The sequence below is a fragment of the Mesorhizobium sp. M0496 genome, assembly GCF_040321205.1.
In the GTDB taxonomy this organism is placed as follows: Bacteria; Pseudomonadota; Alphaproteobacteria; order Rhizobiales; family Rhizobiaceae; genus Mesorhizobium.
The window spans coordinates 19199-39228 of sequence record NZ_JAMYRC010000006.1; the positions used below are offsets into that span (position 1 = coordinate 19199).

General features: G+C 62.6%; 19 protein-coding genes and 1 tRNA gene. 11 read left to right on the forward strand and 9 right to left on the reverse strand.

Annotation, left to right across the window (positions count from 1 at the left end; all coding sequences use genetic code 11):
* Positions 1-179: 179 nt before the first annotated feature.
* On the forward strand, positions 180-611 hold the full coding sequence (locus NKI73_RS08070; RefSeq protein ID WP_352628409.1) for a YybH family protein: 432 nt from the start codon (positions 180-182) through the stop codon (positions 609-611).
* Positions 612-853: 242 nt separating this feature from the next.
* Here the strand turns inward: NKI73_RS08070 and NKI73_RS08075 are convergent.
* Positions 854-928 (reverse strand) — tRNA-Thr (locus tag NKI73_RS08075).
* A gap of 161 nt (positions 929-1089) precedes the next feature.
* Between NKI73_RS08075 and NKI73_RS08080 the strand changes: the two genes are divergently transcribed.
* The 9 genes from NKI73_RS08080 to yacG all read left to right on the forward strand — a co-directional run bounded on the left by NKI73_RS08080 (position 1090) and on the right by yacG (position 6729).
* Positions 1090-1284 carry a hypothetical protein gene (locus tag NKI73_RS08080; RefSeq protein ID WP_352628411.1) on the forward strand — a complete coding sequence of 65 codons (195 nt, stop codon included), beginning with the start codon at positions 1090-1092 and terminating at the stop codon, positions 1282-1284.
* A 128-nt stretch (positions 1285-1412) separates the two neighbouring features.
* Positions 1413-2705: a UDP-N-acetylglucosamine 1-carboxyvinyltransferase gene (gene murA, locus NKI73_RS08085; RefSeq protein ID WP_352628413.1), complete on the forward strand. Its 1293-nt coding sequence runs from the start codon at positions 1413-1415 to the stop codon at positions 2703-2705.
* 91 nt (positions 2706-2796) lie between these two features.
* Complete coding sequence (locus NKI73_RS08090) at positions 2797-3231, forward strand: DUF2948 family protein (RefSeq protein ID WP_352628415.1); 435 nt, start codon at positions 2797-2799, stop codon at positions 3229-3231.
* Between the two features lie 7 nt (positions 3232-3238).
* Positions 3239-4531 carry a histidinol dehydrogenase gene (hisD, locus tag NKI73_RS08095; protein ID WP_352628417.1) on the forward strand — a complete coding sequence of 431 codons (1293 nt, stop codon included), beginning with the start codon at positions 3239-3241 and terminating at the stop codon, positions 4529-4531.
* A gap of 6 nt (positions 4532-4537) precedes the next feature.
* Entirely contained in the window at positions 4538-5023 is a 486-nt protein-coding gene (locus tag NKI73_RS08100; RefSeq protein ID WP_352628419.1) for a UPF0262 family protein, read from the forward strand.
* Positions 5011-5466 (forward strand): arsenate-mycothiol transferase ArsC, encoded by a 456-nt coding sequence (locus tag NKI73_RS08105; RefSeq protein ID WP_352628636.1) that lies wholly within the window; start codon positions 5011-5013, stop codon positions 5464-5466. Before NKI73_RS08100 ends, NKI73_RS08105 begins: the two co-directional genes overlap by 13 nt.
* Before the next feature lie 199 nt (positions 5467-5665).
* Positions 5666-5884 (forward strand): translation initiation factor IF-1, encoded by a 219-nt coding sequence (gene infA / locus NKI73_RS08110; RefSeq protein ID WP_006200926.1) that lies wholly within the window; start codon positions 5666-5668, stop codon positions 5882-5884.
* Between the two features lie 21 nt (positions 5885-5905).
* Positions 5906-6535: a Maf-like protein gene (locus NKI73_RS08115; RefSeq protein WP_352628421.1), complete on the forward strand. Its 630-nt coding sequence runs from the start codon at positions 5906-5908 to the stop codon at positions 6533-6535.
* Positions 6532-6729, forward strand: a complete 198-nt coding sequence (gene yacG / locus NKI73_RS08120; RefSeq protein WP_352628423.1) for a DNA gyrase inhibitor YacG — start codon at positions 6532-6534, stop codon at positions 6727-6729. The genes NKI73_RS08115 and yacG overlap by 4 nt, the downstream gene beginning before the upstream one ends.
* A 4-nt stretch (positions 6730-6733) precedes the next feature.
* On the opposite strand, the gene NKI73_RS08125 is transcribed toward yacG, so the two are convergent.
* The 6 genes from NKI73_RS08125 to NKI73_RS08150 form a co-directional block, all read right to left on the reverse strand.
* The gene (locus NKI73_RS08125; RefSeq protein WP_352628425.1) at positions 6734-8104 is read right to left on the reverse strand and encodes an alpha-glucosidase/alpha-galactosidase; all 1371 of its coding nucleotides are present in this window, start codon (positions 8102-8104) and stop codon (positions 6734-6736) included.
* A 19-nt stretch (positions 8105-8123) separates the two neighbouring features.
* Positions 8124-9791 carry an ABC transporter ATP-binding protein gene (locus NKI73_RS08130; RefSeq protein ID WP_352628427.1) on the reverse strand — a complete coding sequence of 556 codons (1668 nt, stop codon included), beginning with the start codon at positions 9789-9791 and terminating at the stop codon, positions 8124-8126.
* 10 nt (positions 9792-9801) lie between these two features.
* Positions 9802-10941 carry an ABC transporter permease gene (locus NKI73_RS08135; RefSeq protein WP_352628429.1) on the reverse strand — a complete coding sequence of 380 codons (1140 nt, stop codon included), beginning with the start codon at positions 10939-10941 and terminating at the stop codon, positions 9802-9804.
* Between the two features lie 2 nt (positions 10942-10943).
* A complete protein-coding gene (locus tag NKI73_RS08140) occupies positions 10944-11951 on the reverse strand; it encodes an ABC transporter permease (protein ID WP_352628431.1) in 1008 nt (335 codons plus the stop codon).
* Between the two features lie 112 nt (positions 11952-12063).
* Positions 12064-14148 (reverse strand): ABC transporter substrate-binding protein, encoded by a 2085-nt coding sequence (locus NKI73_RS08145; RefSeq protein WP_352628433.1) that lies wholly within the window; start codon positions 14146-14148, stop codon positions 12064-12066.
* A gap of 118 nt (positions 14149-14266) precedes the next feature.
* Positions 14267-15733: an alpha-glucosidase/alpha-galactosidase gene (locus NKI73_RS08150; protein ID WP_352628435.1), complete on the reverse strand. Its 1467-nt coding sequence runs from the start codon at positions 15731-15733 to the stop codon at positions 14267-14269.
* A 75-nt stretch (positions 15734-15808) separates the two neighbouring features.
* On the opposite strand from NKI73_RS08150, the gene NKI73_RS08155 reads away from it, so the two are divergent.
* Positions 15809-16855, forward strand: a complete 1047-nt coding sequence (locus NKI73_RS08155; protein ID WP_352628437.1) for an AraC family transcriptional regulator — start codon at positions 15809-15811, stop codon at positions 16853-16855.
* A gap of 28 nt (positions 16856-16883) precedes the next feature.
* On the opposite strand, the gene NKI73_RS08160 is transcribed toward NKI73_RS08155, so the two are convergent.
* The gene (locus NKI73_RS08160) at positions 16884-18911 is read right to left on the reverse strand and encodes an aldo/keto reductase (RefSeq protein WP_352628438.1); all 2028 of its coding nucleotides are present in this window, start codon (positions 18909-18911) and stop codon (positions 16884-16886) included.
* Positions 18912-18946: 35 nt separating this feature from the next.
* Positions 18947-20026 (reverse strand): ABC transporter ATP-binding protein, encoded by a 1080-nt coding sequence (locus NKI73_RS08165; protein WP_352628440.1) that lies wholly within the window; start codon positions 20024-20026, stop codon positions 18947-18949.
* Between the last annotated feature and the right edge of the window lie 4 nt (positions 20027-20030).

Genomic DNA, 20030 nt, shown 5'->3' on the forward strand with positions numbered 1-20030 from the left:
CATTCCTGACCTGTTGGGGCAGTTCGGCTGTCGCACTGTTCTCCATTCAGTGCATGTTCCCACGACGACACTGCCCACTGCCGGGAGGTGGCAGGCACTTTAGCGCAGGCTAACGGAACAAAGTTGCCGCTTCTGAAGTTTTGAAATGGGAAGCATGGCAAGACTGTGGGAATGTTAAGATGTTAGCCTCCGACCTAACGAAAGTTATCGAGCAGGATCATCTGGCTCTGGATGCCTTCGTAAAGGGCGATCCTGAGCCCTTGAAAGGCCTCTACTCGCGACAGGACGACGTCATTATTGCCAATCCCTTTGGCCCGCCGGCGAAGGGATGGAGAAAGGCCGCTGAGACCATGGAACGGGCCGCCACCAATTACCGGCACGGCAAGGCCATCGGCTTTGAGCGCATCTCGGAGTATGCGACGGCCGACTTGGGATACATCATCGAGGTCGAGCGGTTCCAATCCAAGGTCGGTGGGGGCGACAAGCTGGTGCCGATTGCGCTTCGAGTCACCACCATATTCCGCCGGGAGGAAGGCGCGTGGAGGATCGTCCTTCGTCATGCCGATCCGATAACCTCGGTACGCTCACCGACGTCCATTGTCGGGGAGTAGAAGGACCAGTGCTTGCTGGCCGCCGGCAAAAGAAAGTCGGGCCTAATCTACACGCCCGACACCAGCCCGAACGCCTATCCCTCAAATCGGAGGGCGCGCGTTGCCAAAGATAATAGACGCCGATCTTCGGATGTGGCCAAGGTCCAGGCATTCTCAAGCTTATGTGTACCACCCCTGTGTACCAGACAGGCGGCAAAAAGACCAATAAAGTCAGATAGTTGTTGCCAAACAACGGCTTGGAATGGTGCTGCGAGAGAGGATTGAACTCTCGACCTCTCCCTTACCAAGGGAGTGCTCTACCACTGAGCTACCGCAGCCGCTGATGGCGGGGCTTCTGCCATATCGAACCGGCAAGCGCAAGGCCAAGTGCAACGCTTCTGTGAAAGGCTTTGCCGGATAGCTTTCAATGACACGGCGGCGCCACAATGTTGGCTATCCCTGATTGGCAAGCTGGCTGGTCGCCGGCCGGGACGGGATGATGGACGACAAGACAATTCCACTGAAAAGGGCTGGTCCAGCAAAAAAGGGCGGTACCAACCGCAAGGACCGGCTCGCCGAGCAATTGCGGGCGAATCTGCAGAAGCGCAAGGCGCAGTCGCGCTCGCGCCGCACCGGTGATGCAGATCAGCGGCCGGATGGGCTCGGCGCGGCAAGGGAAATACAAAAAGATTAACTCAAATCGGCCATTCTTGGCCCGGGGTGGGCGAAATCCTATTTCTTGAACCAAGCCGGCCAATGGTCTAGACGGGCCGCTACTCAAACGATTGAACCGGCCTTTTTGGCCGAGAGGGACGTTCTTCCATGGATCGCATCAGAATTGTCGGGGGCAACAAGCTCTCCGGAAGCATTCCGATCTCGGGCGCGAAAAACGCGGCGCTGCCCCTGATGATCGCCTCGCTTTTGACCGACGACACGCTGACGCTGGAAAACGTGCCGCATCTGGCCGATGTCGAGCAGCTGATCCGTATCCTCGGCAATCACGGCGTCGACTATTCGGTCAATGGCCGCCGCGAGAAGCAGAATGAGGGCTATTCGCGTACCATCAATTTCTCCGCCCGCAACATCGTCGACACGACGGCGCCCTATGAGCTGGTGTCGAAGATGCGGGCGTCGTTCTGGGTGATCGGCCCGCTGCTGGCCCGCATGGGCGAGGCCAAGGTGTCGCTGCCCGGCGGTTGCGCCATCGGCACGCGCCCGGTCGATCTGTTCCTCGAAGGCCTGCAGGCGCTGGGCGCCGATATCGACGTCGACACCGGTTACGTCATTGCCAAGACCAGGAACGGCCGGCTAGTCGGCAACCGCTACGTGTTCCCGAAGGTCTCGGTCGGCGCCACCCATGTGCTGATGATGGCGGCGGCCCTGGCCAAGGGTGAAACGGTGCTGGAAAACGCCGCCTGCGAGCCTGAGATCGTCAACCTCGCCGAGTGCCTCAACGCCATGGGCGCGAAAATTTCCGGCGCCGGAACGCCAACCATCACCATCGACGGCGTCGAATCGCTGTCGGGCGCGCGCGTGCGCGTCATTCCCGACCGCATCGAGACCGGCACCTACGCCATGGCCGTCGCCATGACCGGCGGCGACGTCGTGCTCGAAGGCGCGCGGCCGGAGCTGCTGCAGACCGCGCTCGACGTGATCGCCCAAACCGGCACCGAGATCACGCCGACCAATTCCGGCATTCGCGTCAGGCGCAACGGCGCCGGCATTTCGCCGGTCGATGTGACGACGGCACCGTTCCCGGCCTTCCCGACCGATTTGCAGGCGCAGTTCATGGGCCTGATGACCATGGCCAAGGGCAAGTCGCGCATCACCGAGACGATCTTCGAAAACCGCTTCATGCATGTGCAGGAACTGGCCCGGCTCGGCGCCCACATCACGCTTTCGGGCCAAACGGCGATCGTCGATGGCGTGCCGAAGCTGAAGGGCGCCCCTGTCATGGCGACCGATCTTCGCGCCTCGGTGTCGCTGGTCATTGCCGGCCTGGCAGCCGAAGGCGAGACGACGGTCAACCGTGTCTACCATCTCGACCGCGGCTTCGAGCGGCTGGAGGAAAAGCTGTCCAACTGCGGCGCGGTGATCGAGCGGATTTCCGCATAGGCCAATCGCAAGGCCTTGCGGTGCGGTTGCGCGGACGGGAAAGACCGCCTAACAGAAGGTTCAGTTATCAACCTTCAGGTGCGAAATCCGCATGACTGCCCTTAAGCTTATCGCGCTCGACGACCAGGATCTGAGCATCGTTTCGGCCCATGTCCAGGATGCCGTGATGAAGGTCAGCGACCTCGAATTCCTGCCTGCGGCCAAGCGTTTCCTGCTGACCATGAACCGTTTCGTCTGGGAGGCCAAATCCGGCCTGTTTCGCCAGCACAACGAGCGGCGGCAGGCCGTGCTGCATTTCGACCGCGTGCTCGGCGCCAAGACCAGCGGCATTGCCCGCGACAAGCCGGCTGAGGTCCTGTCCCTGCTGGCGATCAGCTTCATCGAGATCAGCAAGCCTGCCGGTATCGTCGAGCTGATCTTTGCGGGCGGCGGCACGATCATGCTCGATGTCGAGTGCATCGAGGCCCGCCTTGCCGACGTCGGCGGCGCGTGGGAAGCCACCTCGCGCCCCATACACAAGGCCTGAACATCCGATGGCCATCACGCTTCGTCAGTCCGACGCCGATTTCGAGCAGCGTTTCGCCGCCTTCCTCCTGACCAAGCGGGAAGTGTCTGCGGATGTCGACGCCGCGGTGCGCGACATCATCGCGCGCGTGCGCGCCGAAGGCGACGCGGCGCTGATCCACTATTCACAGAAATTCGATCGCGCCGATCTGGCTGGATTAGGCATCGCCGTCTCGAAGGACGACATCGCCAAGGCTTACAAGGCCGCCGATCCAAAGACGATCGAGGCGCTGGAATTCGCGCGCGACCGCATCCGCTCCCATCATGAGCGGCAGCGGCCGAAGGACGATCGCTATACGGATGCCGCCGGCGTCGAGCTCGGCTGGCGCTGGACGGCGGTCGAGGCGGTCGGGCTTTATGTGCCGGGCGGCACGGCGAGCTACCCAAGCTCGGTGCTGATGAACGCCGTACCGGCCAGGGTGGCCGGTGTCGAGCGCATCGTCATGGTCGTGCCGGCGCCCGGCGGCATCATCAATCCGCTGGTGCTGGTGGCGGCCGATATATCAGGCGTGTCGGAAATCTACCGCGTCGGCGGCGCGCAGGCGATCGCGGCGCTTGCCTACGGCACCGAAACGATCCGGCCGGTCGCCAAGATCGTCGGTCCGGGCAATGCCTATGTCGCGGCGGCCAAGCGCCAGGTCTTCGGCACCGTCGGCATCGACATGATCGCCGGCCCGTCGGAAGTGCTTGTCGTGGCCGACGGTAGCAACGATCCGGACTGGATAGCCGCCGATCTGCTGGCCCAGGCCGAGCACGACACATCGGCGCAGTCGATCCTGGTCACCGACGATCCAGCTTTCGGCATCGCCGTCGAACAGGCGGTCGAGCGCCAATTGCAGAGCTTGCCGAGAGCCGAGACGGCGTCCGCGAGCTGGCGCGATTTCGGCGCGGTGATCGAGGTCGCCACGATCGACGCCGCGCTGCCGCTGGTCGACCGCATCGCCGCCGAACATGTCGAATTGGCAATCGACGATGCCGAGGGTTTCCTGTCGCGGATGCGCAATGCGGGTGCCGTCTTTCTCGGCCGCCACACGCCGGAAGCCATCGGCGACTATGTCGGTGGTTCCAACCATGTGCTGCCTACGGCCCGTTCGGCACGTTTCTCGTCCGGCCTGTCCGTGCTCGATTTCGTCAAGCGCACGTCGATCCTCAAGCTTGGGCCGGAGCAGTTACGGATTTTGGCGCCGGCGGCGATTGCGCTGGCCAAGGCGGAAGGCCTTGACGCGCATGGCCGCTCCGTCGCCATACGGCTGAACATGTAGGCCGCGATGTCTGGCTCCGATCAAACCCGCGCCAGGCTGATCGATGTCGAACTCGATGAATCGATCGGCCGTTCGACACCCGATGTCGAGCATGAACGCGCGGTGGCGATCTTCGACCTGATCGAGGAAAACAGTTTTCAACCCGTCAATGACAGCGGCGCCGGCCCCTATCGGCTGAAACTGTCGCTGGCCGAGCAGCGCCTGGTATTTGCCGTGGCGCGCGAGGATGGTGATGCCGTCGTCACCCATATCCTGTCGCTGACGCCGCTCAGGCGCATCGTCAAGGACTATTACATGATCTGCGAAAGCTATTATGACGCCATCCGATCCTCGACGCCAAGCCACATCGAGGCGATCGACATGGGCCGCCGCGGCCTGCACAATGAAGGCTCGCAGACGCTGATGGACCGGCTTTCCGGCAAGATCGACATCGATTTCGACACGGCGCGCCGGCTGTTCACGCTGGTCTGCGTGCTGCACTGGCGGGGCTAGCCCTGGCTACCCTGCCCCGATCGATCCTGTTCCTGTGCGGCATGAACGCCGTGCGCTCGCCGATGGCCGAGCAGCTGGCGCGGCGGATGCTGCCCGCCACCATCTTCGTCGCCTCGGCCGGCGTTCGCGCCGGCGAGCGCGATCCGTTCGTCGATGCGGTGCTGGCCGAGGAGGGTCTCACGCTGGGTGAGCGTCACCCAAGGACGATGGACGATCTCGAGGACGACTATTTCGACCTCATCGTCACGCTGGCTCCGGAAGCGCACCACGCGGCGCTTGAACTCACCCGCTCGCTCGCCGTCGAAGTCGAATACTGGCCGATGCCGGATCCCACCGATGCCGGCGGCACGCGAGAGCAGATCATGGCGGCCTACAGGGACGTACGCGAGCGGCTGAAGTCTCGGATAGGTCGCCGTTTCGCGCCTCCGCAGGCCACGGATTAAGCGTGTTCACAAGCGAGCGATTATCATATAGGTTCCGCCGAAATTCCGGCTAGAGTCGGGTGATTTCAGGTCTGTTCGACCTGAAATCTGAATCCGCCTCTAAACCAAGAAGTAGAGCATGATGTCGTCCGAAAACCGCTTCACACTTTTCGGCATCATGCTCTAAGCGCCGGAACTGCCATCCAAGCAAAGGTATCGAATGCCGAAGGAAGAAGTCCTCGAGTTTCCGGGTGTCGTGACGGAATTGTTGCCCAACGCGATGTTCCGGGTAAAACTCGAAAACGAACATGAGATCATTGCCCATACGGCCGGCCGCATGCGCAAGAACCGCATCCGCGTGCTGACCGGCGACAAGGTTCTGGTCGAGATGACGCCGTACGACCTGACCAAGGGCCGCATCACCTATCGTTTCAAGTAAGCAAAGCCCGACTGGTCCGCGATGAGCATTTTGCAGAAGCTGGTGCTTGCCTCGGGTTCGCCGCGCCGGATCGAGCTCTTGCAGCAGGCCGGCATCGAGCCGGACCGCGTGCTGCCGGCCGATGTCGACGAAACGCCGCTGCGTGCCGAGCATCCGCGCTCGCTGGCCAAGCGGCTGTCGAAGGAGAAGGCCGAGAAGGCGTTCGCGTCGCTGAAAACCGAAGCCGACTACTCGCCGGGCTTCGTGCTGGCCGCGGACACGGTCGTCGCCGTCGGGCGGCGCATCCTGCCCAAGGCCGAGACCCTCGACGACGCCGCCAACTGCCTCGGGCTGTTGTCGGGCCGTTCGCACCGGGTCTATTCCGGCATCTGCCTGATCACCCCAGGGGGCAAGCTGCGTCAGCGGCTGGTCGAGACGCGGGTGCGCTTCAAGCGGCTGCCGCGCGAAGAGATCGACGCCTATGTCGCGTCGGGCGAATGGCGCGGCAAGGCCGGCGGCTACGCCGTCCAGGGTCTCGCCGGGGCGTTTGTCGTCAAGCTGGTCGGTTCCTACACCAACGTCGTCGGGCTGCCGCTCTATGAGACGGTGGCGCTGTTGAGCGGCGAAGGCTTCAAGGTGCATGGCGGCTGGCTGTCAGGCGCACGGCTATGAGTTCCGACCCCAAAGTCACGCCCTTGCGCCCAAAGCGCCCCTGCCCCGAATGCGGCAAGCCCTCGGCGCGCGATACTTTTCCGTTCTGCTCGACGCGCTGCAAGGACATCGACCTCAACCGCTGGCTGAAGGGCGCCTATGTCATCAAGGCCCGCGACGACGAGGAAGAGACGGACCCCGACGCTCCGAAATAGGTCGTCAGGCGGCTTCGGTCTTGCGCCTCACGCGCGCCCAGGCTGGCAGCCAGTCGCCGTGGGCGGCGAGGAGATCGTCGACCAGTGACCAGATCTGATCGAGATCGAGTTCGGCCGCAGTATGCGGATCCATCATCGCCGCATGGTAGATGTGCTCGCGGTTCTCCGTCATCAGCGCCCGCACCGTCAGTTCCTGCACGTTGATGTTGGTGCGGATCAGCGCGGTCAATTGCGGCGGCAGCTCGCCGATATAGGTCGGCTGGATGCCGGAGGCATCGACCAGGCACGGCACTTCGGCGGCACAGTCCCTGGGCAGCGAGGTGATGCAGCCATTGTTGCGGACATTGCCGTAGATCACCGAAGGTTCGCCGGTCCAGACCGAATTCATGATCGAGGAGGCATATTCCTTCGACTGCTCGACCTCGATGCGGTCGGCCGAGCGGTAGGCTTCCGCCTGCCCCTTCCAGCGCTCGATCTGCTCGATGCAGCGCTTGGGATACTCATCCAACGGGATGCCGTACTTCTCGATCAGGTCCGGGCGGCCTTCCTTGATGAAATAGGGCGTGTATTCGGCGAAGTGTTCCGAGCTTTCGGTGACGAAATAGCCGAGCCTAGTCAACATCTCATAGCGCACCTTGTTGGGGCAGCGCGGGTTCCAGCCGGGCTTCGGCGCGCGGCCTTCGCGATAGGCGCGCACGAGATCGGGATAGAGGTTGCGGTAGGAACCGTCCGGCTGGCGATGCTTGAAGCTGAGATAGAACGCCATGTGGTTGATGCCGGCCGAGCGATAGCGGATCTCTTCGTACGGAAGGTCGAGATCATGCGCCAGCTCCATTGCCGTACCCTGTACCGAATGGCAGAGGCCGACCTGCCTGATGTCAGGGTATTTCTCCGCTATCGCCCAGGTGTTGATCGCCATCGGGTTGACGTATTGCAGCATGATCGCCCGCGGGCAGACGGCGAGCATGTCCTCGCAGACCTTCCACAGATGCGGCACGGTCCTGAGGCCACGCATGATGCCACCGACGCCGAGCGTGTCGGCGATCGTCTGGCGCAGGCCGTATTTCTTCGGCACTTCGAAATCGGTGACCGTGCAGGGCTCGTAGCCGCCGATCTGGAAGGCGACGACGACGAAATCGGCACCGGCAAGCGCCTTGCGCTGGTCGGAATGGGTCTCGGTCTTCGCCTTGACGCCGAGCGTCGCGATCAGCTTGTTGACGACGATGGCGCTCTCCTCCAGCCGTTGCGGATTGACGTCCATCAACGCGATCGTCGCGCCGGAAAGCGACGGGCGCTGCAGCACGTCGCCGACAATGTTCTTCATAAACACCGTCGAGCCGGCACCGATGAAAGTGATCTTGGGATTTCTTGCCATGCTAACCTCCGGCATATGTTCAGGCCACGTCGAAAGCGGCCCTGACGAGCCGTTCGGTGTAGGCGGTCTTGGGATTGGACAGGACGTCGTCGACGGGGCCTTGCTCGACGATCTTGCCGTTCTGCATGACGATGACGCGGTGGCACAGTGCGCGCACCACCTTGAGGTCGTGCGAGATGAAGAGGTAGCTGAGGCCGCGCTCGTCCTGCAGCTTGCGCAGCAGGTCGATGATCTGCGCCTGGACGGAGAGGTCCAGCGCCGAGGTCGGCTCGTCGAGCAGGATGAATTCGGGTTCGAGCGCTATAGCACGGGCGATCGCGATGCGTTGGCGCTGGCCGCCGGAGAATTCGTGCGGAAACCGCGACAGTATATCGCCGGGCATGCCGGCGCTGACCAGCGCCTCGCGCACCCGTTCGACCCGCTCGCGCCGGGTCGCCCCTATGCTGTTGACGATGAGCCCTTCCTCGATGATCTGGCCGATCGTCATGCGCGGGTTGAGCGAGGAGAACGGATCCTGGAAGACGATCTGCATGCGCGAGCGCAGCGGCCGCATCTCGGCCCGCGACAGGCCGTGGATCGGCTGGCCGTCGAAACGAATCTCGCCACGCTTGGCGTCGATCAACCTCAACAGGGTCTGGCCGAAGGTGGTCTTGCCGGAGCCGGACTCGCCGACCAGCCCCAGCGTCTCGTGGCGACACAGGCTGAGGCTGAGATCGTCGACGGCGACCAGTTCTCGCCAGTCCGGTTTCAGGAAGGTGCCGTGGCGCAGCACGAATGAGACGCGCACGCCGCTCGCCTCAAGAATGGTGCCGCAGCCCTCCGGCAGCGGTTTCGGCTGCCCGCGCGGCTCGGAAGCCAGCAGCCGCCGCGTATAGGGATGCCGCGGATCGGCGAAGAGCCGTTCGGTCACGTTGTGCTCGCACATTTCGCCATGCTGCATGACATAGACGTAGTCGGAGAACTGGCGCACCACGGTCAGGTCGTGGGTGATCAGGATCACCGCCATGCGCAGTTCTTTCTGCAGGCTGCGGATCAGGTTCAGGATCTGCGCCTGGACGGTGACGTCGAGCGCCGTGGTCGGCTCATCGGCGATCAGAACATCGGGATTGTTGGCCAGCGCCATGGCGATCATCACCCGCTGGCGTTGTCCGCCCGAGAGCTGATGCGGGTATTGCCTGAGCCGCGCGGCGGGATCGGGAATCTGCACGTGCTGCAGAAGTTCGAGTGCTCGCGCCCACGCCTGCTTGCGGCTAACCTTGCGATGCACCCTGATCGCCTCGACGATCTGGCTGCCGACCGTATAGATCGGGTTGAGCGAGCTCATCGGCTCCTGGAAGATCATCGAAATGCGGTTGCCGCGCAACTTGCGCCGGGCGCTCTCGGGGAATTTCAGGATGTTTTGCCCGTCATAGCAGACGCTCGACCCGGGCGACACCGCGGCGCGCCGGGACAGCAGTCCCATGACCGTGCGCGCCGTCACCGACTTGCCGGAACCGGATTCGCCGACGATTGCGATCGTCTCGCCGCGATAGAGCTGGAACGAGATGTCCTTGACCGCGTCGACGACGCCATGCTCGACCTTGAAGGCCACGGCGACGTTGCGGGCGTCGATGACGGGTTGGTCCTGGCGTCCATCATGGTCGTGACGAACGGTTGGTGCGAAGGATTCGGCGAGCGCGACGGTCATCTGTGCCACCTCAATAGGGATCGACGGCGTCGCGCAGGCCGTCGCCCAGCGCGTTGAAGGCAAAGACAGTGACGAGCACGAAACCGACCGGCGACAGGATCCAGGGATAGGTGCCGATGACGGAATAGGTCGCGGTGTCCTGCAGCATCAGACCCCACGAGATCAGCGGCGGCTTGACGGCAAAGCCGAGGAACCCGAGGAAGGATTCGAGCAGCACCACCGTCGGGATCGCCAGCGTGACGGCAACGATCACATGGCTCATCACGTTGGGGAAGATGTGCTGCATGATGATGCGCCGGTCGGTGGCGCCGACCGCCATGGCGGCTCGCACATACTCGATCCGCGCCAGCGCCAAAGTCTTGCCGCGCACCTCGCGCGACATCTGCGCCCAGCCCAATGCCGACATGACGATGATGACGAAAGCGAGGAAGACGTTGGTGGGAGCAGTAACCGGGATCAATGTCGTCAGCGCCAGGTAAAGCGGCAGTTGCGGGAAAGCGAGCACGAGTTCCACGAAACGCTGCATCCAGACATCGAACCTGCCGCCAAAATAGCCGGAGACCATGCCGACGGTGGTGCCGATGACGGTGATGATGAAGACGACCGTCAGCGCGATCATCAGCGAGACGCGCGAGCCATGGATGGCGCGCGACAGCACGTCGCGGCCGAATTTGTCCGTGCCGAGGAAATGCACCGGCTGGCCGTCCAGCGAGGCGAACAGATGCCGGTCCGCAGGCACCAGCCCGAAGAGCTTGTAGGGCGCGCCATGCACGAAGAAGCCAAGCAGCCTTGGATGGTCATAGTCGGGACCGACGACGGGCTGGAAGGTGACCGGATCGAGATCCGCGGAATCGGCCAGCGCATAGACCCTCGGCCGCGCGTTGAAAGCGCCGTCCTTGTCATGGAAAACAGGCACCTGCGGCGGAGCGAAGCCGACGTCCGTGACCTTCGGGTCCATTGGCGCGATGAACTCGGCGAACACAGCCATCACCAGCAGGAGCACGACAAGCCAAAGCCCGGCCATGCCGGTCCAGGAGCGCTTCAGCCGGCGCCAGACAAGCGCGGTGTAGCTTTCGTTGCCGCGCGCCGGTTTGGCCACGATGGGGCTCTCGGCCGGCAGCGGCGAAGGTGATGGATCGCGCGCCAACATTTCTAACCCTCCCCGAACTGGCGCACGCGCGGATCGAGCAGGACCAGCAGCATGTCGGCGATGATGTTGCCGACGATGAGCGTCGCCGACAGCACCATCATGAAGGTGGCGGTCACATAGACGTCGCCGACGGCCATGGAGCCGACGATCGCGGGGCCGACAGTCGGTAGCGCGAAGATGATCGCCGTCTCGATCTCACCGGTCAGCATGTAGGGCAGCACCACGCCTTGATACATGACGAGCGGGTGCAGCGCGTTGGGCACGGCGTGACGCATGACGACGGCAGCGCCGGTCAACCCCTTGGCCCTGGCCGTCTCGACATATTGCGCGTTGAGCGTGTCGAGCAGATTGCCGCGCATGACACGCATATTGTAGGCGAGGCCGCCGAATGTGGCGATCGCCACGACCGGCCAGACATGCTTGACCAAGTCGACGAATTTGGCCCACGACCACGGCGCGCCGCCATATTGCGGCGAGAAGAAGCTGCCGATCTCCGACACATTGAACTGGAAGACCAGGAGATAGACGATGATCAGCGCCATCAGGAAACGTGGCACCGTCATGCCGAGGAAGGAGATGGCCGAAAGCGTGCTGTCTATCCAGGTATATTGCCGGGTCGCCGCCCATATGCCGAATGTGATGCCGAGCACCGAGGCGAGCAGATGGCAGACCAGTGCCAGAATGAGCGTGCGCGGCAGACGCTCGCCGACCACATCGGCGACCGGCTTGTTGTAATAGAGGCTGTAGCCGAAATCGCCGCGGGTGACGATGCCGCCGATCCAGTTGAGATACTGCACGGGCAGCGGCTTATCGAGGCCATGGTCGATGCGATAGGCCTGGGCCTGCGCGTCGGCCTCGGCGAAGGAGGCGCCGCCCTGGTTGATCGCCTGCGAGCGGATGTAGTCGGCATAGTCGCCCGGCGGCGCCTGGATGATGGCGAAGGTGACCAGGCTCAGAATAGCGAGGACCGGTAGTGCCGACGCTATGCGCGTGAGCAGAAATCGCAACATGGACGGTCCGTTTCTTGTCTCGCCGATCGCGCCTGTGGTTGCGTCCGGTGGTGGGTTTTGGCGGCCCGCGCCCGCGGCGCGCCCCGAATTCTCTCGGTCAGGGGAGGTAAACCTAATTCATCGGACCTTTTTCTCCGGGCTTGCCGGGCAGCTCCTCAGGGAACAATTCGTATTTCGCCTGCTTGTCGGCCGCGACAAAGACGCGTTCACGGATGATCGAGTCCTCGGCCCAGTTGAACATGAAGATCGGCGTGCCCTGCGGAACGTTCGAGAAACGCTTGTTGACGATCAGCGCACCAGGATATTCCGTCAGACCGACATTGTAGACGTGTTCCGTCGAGATCTTCTGAAACTGTTTCATCAGGCTGGCGCGCTGGTCATTGTCCTGCGTCGAGACGAACTTGTTGACGATGTCGACGAGGTCCTTTTCGAAAGGCATCAAATCGACCTCACCGTTTTCCGGCGCGCGATGGTCCCAGCTGGTGCGCGGACCGACCGGGGCGAGCTGCTCGGTGTTCTGCACCACCGAGGTCAGTTCCTGGTCGTTGCGCCGGACCAGCCAGTCGAAGCGGCCGGAATATTGCGAAGCGTCGCGCTGAGTACCGTTGAGCCCGTTGAGCACGACCCGAATTCCAAGCTTTTCCATCTGGGCGACGACGCCTTCGGCAAGGCTCTTGTCGGTGGTATAGTCATTGTTGACCAGCATCACGATCTCGACATTCTTGCCGCCGGCGGTGCCAGCCGGGAAGTTCACGAACCCATCGCCGTCCGTATCCTTGAGGCCGGCCTTGGCGAGTTCGACCTTGGCGCCCTCGAGGTCGAAGGGGTAGTAGACGGTCGAATCGCGGTCATAGAAGCTGGTGCCCGACGACAGGCCGCCGGGATAGATGGCGGTGAACGGCCCCTTGACCAGCGAGTCGCCGAGCGCCTTGCGGTCGAGCGCCATGGTGACGCCCTTGCGGAAGTCCTCGTTGCGGTTCAGCTCGCGGATCGCCTGACCGCGCTCGTCCGGGTTGCCCCAGCCATTGGCGGAAAAGTTCATGCGCAAATTGTAGCCGATGAGTCGCGGGCCAAAGGCCAGCCGGGCCGGCGCATTTGCTTCCGCCGCGCGCTTCAGCGAGGCGACAAAGTTCTCCGGCTGCTCCAGATTGGAGAAGTCGGCCGAGCCGGCGACCGCCTGGACGTCGCGATCGGCCCAGGTCGACAGCTTGTACTGCAGCTCGTTGAGGTAAGGCAGCTGGTTGCCCTTCTCGTCGACTTTCCAATAATAGGGGTTGCGACGCAGGACGATGATATCGTCAGGCCGGTATTCGACGGGCACCCAGGCGCCCATGACTGGCAGATTCATATATTCCGGCGGGAAGGCGTTCTTGAACTGGTCGTAGGTGTTCTTCGAATATTTCGGATGCTGCGGCTTCAGGATATGCGCGGGGCCGGGACAGAACGTACCGTAGGCCATCGCGTAGAGATATTGTTTCGGAAACGCCTCCTTGAAGGTCCACTCGACGGTGTAGTCGTCGATCTTCTTCAGCGTCGTGCCGACACCGAAGGTTTCAGGCGTCGCTCCGTTCAGCGGCGAGACGTTCGGGTCGACGACCTCGTCGTCCCAGTAGAACATGACGTCGTCGGCATTGAAGGCAACGCCATCCGACCATTTGGCGCCCTCGACCAGGTGCATGGTCAGCTTGTGGCCGTCCTTCGACCAGTCCCAGTTCCTGGCCAGGTTCGGCAGCGGCTCGGTGTCCTTCGCCTCGACCTGGAACAGCGGCGCGGTGCGCGTCAGGCATTCGGAAAGGCCGATATCGATGCCGCCCCAGCCTTGGGTCTGGCCGGCGCCGTAGTTCCAGCCTTCCGGCCGGCCGCCGATGACATGGCGCATCGTATCGCCGTAGACGCCGATGCCGTCCTGCATGTTGCCCGTCTTGAAGACCAGCGGTTCTTTCGGCAGCCGGTCCTTGAGCGGCGGCAGCTTGCCGGTCTTGACGTATTTATCGGTGACCCAGTCGGGCTCGTGATATTCGGGCAGCGCCTTGAACTCCAGAATGGAGTCACGCGCGACATAGTTGATCTTGCCCTCGGCGGGGAACGGCGTTGGTGCCGGTGGAACCGTCGGCTCGGAAGCGTATGCATTGAGTGCCGAGACCGAGACGCTCAGCGCCAGTCCGGCAGCAAGGCCGATATTGCGTAAATTCCTCACTGTCTCTCTCCCTCTTGTTTATTCGGAGCAGTTTTGCCTGCTCCGCTTCTCCTCGAATTCAAACGGCTTCATGGCAGTGGATCCGCCTCCCGTGGATCCACCATCACCGCATGTGGTTTCAGCCGGCTTGCTTCAGCGCGGCTTTTTCGGCGCGCAATTCCTCGATCGAGCGAACGCTGCGTCGTGCGGCGCCCGCCCACTCGCGGGTCTTCACCTGAGATGTCGACAGTCGCTCTCTGGCGGCCGGAACCGCATGGGCGTATTGCGGCAGCCATGCTGCCTGGGCGACGACCATTTCGTCGACCATCTGCCAGACCTCCTCCGGCGTCGAAACCGCGCCGACCAGCGGGTCATGCAGCACGGCGAGCTTCAACAGATCGATGTCGCCTGATATCGCCGCATGCACCGACATGCGCTGGACGTTGATCGAGGAGATGCAGGTGGCGGCGCAGGCTTCCGGCAGCGTGATGCCGGCAGCCATGTTGATGCCGAAACGGTCGACGAAGCCGGGCGACTCGATGATGGCATCCTGCGGCAGGTTGGTGATCACCCCATCGTTCTTGACATTGAAGTGGCCGCGATAGACGCGGTTCGTCTCCAGCGCCTCCAGTATGTGGCTGGCATGCTCGTTGGAGCGTTTCTCCTGGTCGATCGGCTTTGACGCCGCTTCGAGGAACTGCGGATACTCCGTCTCGAACCAGTTGCGGGTTTCGGTGGAATAACGAAGATAGCCGCCCGTTTCACCGTGGATCCAGTCGGACATGTCGATCCAGCGCGTAATCTCGTCGGGACGTTTGCGATACCAGGGCAGATATTCGGAAAGATGGCCGTTGCTTTCGGTCGAATAGACGCCGAAGCGCTTCAGGACATCGATGCGCAGCTTCTCCTGTTGCGAATAGACCGGATGCGCCTCGAAGGCGGCCACCAATTCATCCTTGCCGATGGGGCGGCCGTTCAGCCGCAGGTCGATGAACCAGGTCTGGTGGTTAATGCCGGAACAGACATAGTCGAGTTCCTGCCTGGACTTCGCGCCGAGGACCTCGGCGATCTGCTCGGCTCCGTGCTGGACCCCGTGGCAGAGCCCGACGGTGTCGACCTTGCCGTATTCGATCGCTGCCCAGGTGTTCATAGCCATCGGGTTGGCGTAGTTCAGGAATTTGACGTTCGTCTCGGCGACCTCGCGGATGTCCTTGCAGAAATCCAGGATCACCGGGATGTTGCGCTGGCCATAGAGAATGCCGCCGGCGCAGATCGTATCGCCGACGCACTGGTCGATGCCGTATTTAAGGGGAATGCGGATATCGTCGGCATAGGCTTCCAGACCGCCGACCCGCACGCAGCTGATGACATAGCGTGCGCCTTCGAGCGCCTTGCGGCGGTCGGTGGTCGCCGTCACCCTGGTCGGCAATCTGTTTGCCTCGACGATCCTGTCGAGGATCGCTTTGATCATCTGGAGATTGTGCTCGCTGACGTCGGTCAGCGCGAATTCGATGTCCTTGAATTCGGGCACGCACAGGATGTCGGTGAACAATTTCTTGGTGAAGCCGACGCTGCCTGCACCGATGATAGCGATTTTGAAACTCATCAGCCGCACCTCATTCCATTCGAATTGCAGGCAAGGAATGACAATGGGAAGTTGTAGCCACATGCCGTGACATGTATGCACGACAAGCCGGAATCCGGCCTGCCAACCTCCCTGTCCGCTCCTCGACTACGGATCTCTCTCGCTTTTCGACGGGGATTATGCGCTTATTCGCGAGCGCGACCAGAGAAGGATTATGCTTTCGAGGGTAATTTTGTGCTGCATGATTTGATAGCCAACGGACAATCCATGCGCACGATCTCGCTGCCGCGCGGTCGCCAGCGCCTGCACGCCATGCCGACGAGCACGGGCTATGAGGTGCGCGAGGACGAGATCTACGATTGGGACGGCCGCAAGCGCGGCCAGACACCGTTCACGGTGCTCCAGCACACGATCAGCGGAGCCGGCCGGCTGCGCTACGAAAACCGCAACTACCGCCTGCAGAAGAACGACACATTGCTGGTGCTGGTGCCGCACAACCACCGCTACTGGCTGGCTGGGGATGAGCGCTGGGAGTATTTCTGGATTTCGATGAACGGCGAGGAAGCGCTGCGCATCCACAAGTCGATCCTCAGCGTCTCTGGTCCTGTATTTCGGCTGCAGCCGGCGACGATCGATCATCTTGCCGATTGCAGCCTGCGCCTGATCAAAGGGGCCGCTTCGCCGGGTGCTGCTTCGGCGATAGCCTACGAGGCTGCGATGGCGCTCTATGACGATGTCTTCGGCTCCCACGCCTTTGCCGAAAAACAGAGCGTCATGCAGCCGGTCATCGATCACATTGGTGCCAATCTCGACAGACCGCTGCCGGTGGCGGACCTGGTCCAGATCAGCGGGCTCAGCCGGGCCCATTTCTCACGCTGTTTCGCTGAGAGCGAAGGCCTGCCGCCCGCCGAATTCGTGCTGCAGCAGCGCCTGCAACGCGCGGCGAAGCTGCTGACCAAGGCGGATTTCCTGCCGGTGAAGGAAGTCGCCATCCTGTGCGGCTTCGAGGACGCGAACTATTTTTCAAAGGTCTTCCGCCGCTGCTACGGCATCACGCCAAGCCAATTCCGCACCACCGGCATGTATGCCAACATGCGAACGCCGGCCAGGCGCGGCGTCAGGGTCTCCAATGACGAGACCTGACGTCGCGCCGTCAAACAAGGCAGCTAAACTAGGCAGCGCGCAGACTGCCGCCATCCAGCCATTCGAGATCGGCCGGTGAAAGCGTGATGTCGAGGGCGAGTAGGCTGTCGTCCAACTCGTCAAGCGTGCGCGGCCCGATCAGTGGGATGGATGGAAAGGGCTGAGCGAGCACATAGGCGAGCGCTATATGGATTGGGCTCTTGCCCAGTCTCGCGGCAAGTTCGATCGCCCGGTCGCGGCGGCCGAAATTCCGCTCCGAGTACCAGACCCGCACCAGTTCCTCATTGTCGTGCTTGTTGCGTCCGGCGCGATCGGTGAAGAAGCCACGCCCCTGGCTCGACCAGGCGAAATTCGGCATCTGCCTGGATGTCAGCCAGGCCTTCCACGCATCCGTGGAGGACGTGACGCAGCCAGCCCAGATCGGCTCCAGCATTTCGGCCAGCGAGAAATTGTTGGACAGCGCGCCGGGCTTTTGCTTGCCGGTGCGTTCGGCATAGGCAATCGCCTCATCCATGCGTTCCATTGTCCAGTTCGAGCCGCCGAACGGGCCGCGGATGCGGCCAGCCTTCACCTCGCGATCCATCGCATCGACGAATTCGCCGACCGGCACATCCGGATTGTCGCGGTGCATGAAATAGACGTCGACGTGGTCGGTTTGCAGGCGGTCGAGCGACTGGTCGAGCTGCTTGCCGATCACGTCGGGGTAGCAGAGCGGTGAATGCGCGCCCTTGGCGATGACCACCGATTGCGCGCGCACGCCGCGGTTTTTCAACCACTCGCCAAGCAGCTTCTCGGTATAGCCGGCGCCGTAGACATAACCGGTATCGAAGAGATTGCCGCCAGCCTCGAAAAAGGCGTCGAGCAGGATCGAGCCTGAGGAAAACGTACGGAAATCCTCGAAGCCGAGCGCCACCACCGATGCCGGCTTCGACAGGCCAGGGATCATGCGCTTGGCGATCGCCGTCCCACCCGATAGCAAAGGCCGGCCGGAGATGGTGTTGATGCGTTGCTGGGCCTTCTCGATCCCGTATTCGAGGCCGGCTGCCGCCCGCCATCTGTCCAGCACACGCAAGGTGCCGAGGCTTTCCGCCCAGGCCATGCCCGGCCAGGCGAATTCCTGCCGTCCGGCGCGGATGGCCTCACCGGCTGCGTCGACCTCGAAGGAATAGACATGGCGCTTCTCGTTGACGCTGATGGTCTCGCGCGTGCCGTCGGATGCAAAGACGTCGATCTGGCCGAGACCAACGTCGCGGTTGCCGCCGGCGAACCAGAAGTCCGGCACCTCGATGCGGCCTTTGGTGCCGAGGATGCGCAGAACATTGTCCTGGTTAAGCGAGATGCTGCAGGAGACTTCGGCGACAATGCCACCCGGGAAATGCAGCAGCGCCGAGGCCCATTCGTCGACGCCGGACTGGCCAAGATGGGCAGTACCGACCACCTTGTCAGGCTCGGCGAAGGATTTTCCGGCTGCGGCGCCGGCAATCAGCCGCACCATCGAGACGGGATAGCCGCCGACGTCAAGAATGCCGCCGCCGGCGAGATCGTTGGCGTAGAGCCGGTGCTCCGGCATGAAGCGCGGCATCGCAAAACCAAAGCTCGACTTGATCATCCTGATCTCGCCGATGACGCCCGATCTGATCAGTTCCACCAGCTTCAGCGTCTGCGGATGCAGCCGGTACATGAAGGCTTCGCCGAGAAACGTGCCGGCCTTGCGCGCGGCATGCATCATGGCGTCGGCCTCGAAGGCGGTCAGCGCTAGCGGCTTTTCGCACAGCACATGCTTTCCGGCCTCGGTCGCCTTGATCGCCCATTGCGCATGGCCGGGATGCGGTATCGAAATGTAGACCGCGTCGACGTCGGGATCGGCGAGCAAGGCATCGTAGCCGTCGAGGATGCGGGCGCCGGGAAAACTCTCAGCGAGGCCAGGCTTGGCGGGATTGCGGGCACCGATGGCGACCAGCTTTCCGGTGCGCGAATCGGCCACGCCGCCGGCAAAGGACTGGGCGATGCTGCCCGGACCGAGAATGCCCCAGCGAATGGGCGTGGTTGCAGTCATTGTCATTCTCCTTGGAGGCTGGAAAGGACGGCCGGTCAGCGCAGCCGCAGTCCTTTTTCATCGAACAGGTAGGATTTGCGGATGGAAACGGTGATTTCGGACGTATCGGGAACCTTTGCCGCGTCGCGCTGGATCACCACGTCTTCACCATTGGCCGTTCTGGTGTAGAGGAAGCTCGTGCCGCCGAGGTGCTCGACCACGTCGATGCCGACGACGAGGTCGGCGCCCCCTTCTCCCGCACTGCCGAAATGTTCAGGCCGCACGCCGACGATGACCTTGCTCCCCGTTTCGGGCATGGCGCCTGTCAGCGGCTGGGTGAAACGGGTCTTCTCCTGGCCCGCCAGTTCGACGATCACGCCACGCGCATCGTGCCCGACAATATGAGCCTTGATGAAGTTCATCTTCGGCGAGCCGACAAAGCCCGCCACGAACTGATTGTCGGGATTGTCATAGAGATCGAGCGGCCGGCCGATCTGCTCGATATGGCCGGCGCGCATCACGACGATCCTGTCGGCGAGCGTCATCGCCTCGGTCTGGTCGTGCGTGACATAGATCATGGTGGCGCCGAGTTCCTTGTGCAGCCGAGAGATCTCGACCCGCATCTGGACGCGCAGTTCGGCGTCGAGATTAGAGAGCGGCTCGTCGAACAGGAAGACCTGCGGCTCGCGCACGATGGCGCGACCTATGGCGACGCGCTGGCGCTGGCCGCCGGAGAGTTTTTTCGGGCGCCTGTCCATCAATTCGCTGATGCGCAGGATCTCGGCCGCCCGCTTCACCCGCCGATCGGTGTCGGCTTTCGGGTTACCGGTCATGCGCAGCCCGAAGCTCAGATTCTGTTCGACGCTCATGTGCGGATAGAGCGCATAGGACTGGAACACCATGGCGATGCCGCGGTCCGCCGGCTCGACATCGTTCACAACCTTGCCGCCGATGGCGATCTCGCCGTCGCTGATATCCTCGAGCCCGGCGATCATTCTGAGCAGCGTGGACTTGCCGCAGCCGGAGGGGCCAACGAAGACGACGAATTCGCCGTCCTTGATGTCGATACTGGCGCCATGGACGACCTCGAAGACGCCGAAGCGCTTGACGACATTGTTCAGCGTAACCGTTGCCATTCTG